The 1,171-nt window shown below is 65.0% G+C and carries 2 protein-coding genes; both read left to right on the top strand.

All coding sequences use genetic code 11. From position 1 onward, the window contains the following. The coding region (locus EN932_RS36540; protein ID WP_164890861.1) for a YgcG family protein at positions 1-776 on the top strand (776 nt) is incomplete at its 5' end. A 91-nt stretch (positions 777-867) separates the two neighbouring features. After that, positions 868-1,171, top strand: a 304-nt coding sequence (locus tag EN932_RS36535; RefSeq protein WP_245483406.1) for a TPM domain-containing protein, incomplete at its 3' end; no start/stop codon positions are given.

The raw sequence follows: 1,171 nt of genomic DNA, 5'->3' as shown, positions 1-1,171 counted from the left end.
GCCTCCTCTTCCTCCCCTTCACCGCCCTCGCGGCCGATCTCCCGGCGCTGACCGGCCGTGTCGTCGACAATGCCGGCATCATCGACGCCGCGACCAGGGCGGCGCTGACCCAAAAACTCGCCGATTTCGAGACAAAAGGCTCCGACCAGATCGTCGTCGCGACGATTCCCAGCCTCGATGGCGAGGAGATCGAGCCTTACGCCAACCGGCTGTTCCGCTTCTGGAAGCTCGGCCAGGCGAAGGAAAACAATGGCGTGCTGCTGCTGGTGGCCCCGAACGACCGCAAGATGCGCATCGAGGTCGGCTATGGGCTGGAAGGCACGCTGACCGACCTGCACACCAAGCTGATCATCGAAAATGACATGGTGCCGGCCTTCCGCGCCGGGGACTTCTCGGGCGGTATCAGCAAGGCCGTCGACGACATGGTCATGGTGCTGGAAGGCAATCCGGAGGAGCTGGAGGCGCGCGGCGAGCGCAACCAGCAAGCGCCTTTCGATTCCGACGACCTGTTCTTCGCCGTCTTCATCAGCATCTGGGCGATCATCTTCTTCGGCAGCATTGCGGCTTCCGTGCTGCCGCCGATCTTCGGCCAGAAGCTTGGCCCCGGCCGCTACCGCTGGCTTGGCATGACCTTCGAGCCAAGCCGGCGATCCTCCAGTGGCGGCTGGTCGTCGGGGAGTTCCGGCGGCGGCTGGTCTTCGGGGTCAAGCGGCGGTGGAGGTTTTTCCGGCGGCGGCGGTTCGTCCGGCGGCGGCGGCTCGTCGGGAAGCTGGTGATGGCATGATGGTATCCAGCATCAGCCTGTCGAAACGCGACCGCCTCGCCTCGGCCGTCCTGATTGCTGCGGTCGTGCTGTTCTCCTGCGTCATGGCCTACGCGACCGACTTGCCGGCGCTGACCGGCCGTGTCATCGACAATGCCGGCATCATCGACGCCGCGACCAAGACGGCGCTGACGCGGAAGCTCGCCGACTTCGAGACGAAAGGTTCCGACCAGATCGTCGTCGCGACGATTCCCAGCCTCGATGGCGAGGAGATCGAGCCCTACGCCAATCGGCTGTTCCGCTTCTGGAAACTTGGCCAGGCGGGCGAGAACAATGGCGTGCTGCTGCTGGTTGCCCCGAACGACCGCAAGATGCGCATCGAGGTCGGTTATGGGCTGGAAGGCACGC

It is taken from the genome of Mesorhizobium sp. M7A.F.Ca.US.002.01.1.1, from assembly GCF_004022955.1.
Taxonomy (GTDB): Bacteria; Pseudomonadota; Alphaproteobacteria; order Rhizobiales; family Rhizobiaceae; genus Mesorhizobium; species Mesorhizobium ciceri.
This window is presented reverse-complemented; position numbering and strand designations above follow the sequence as displayed.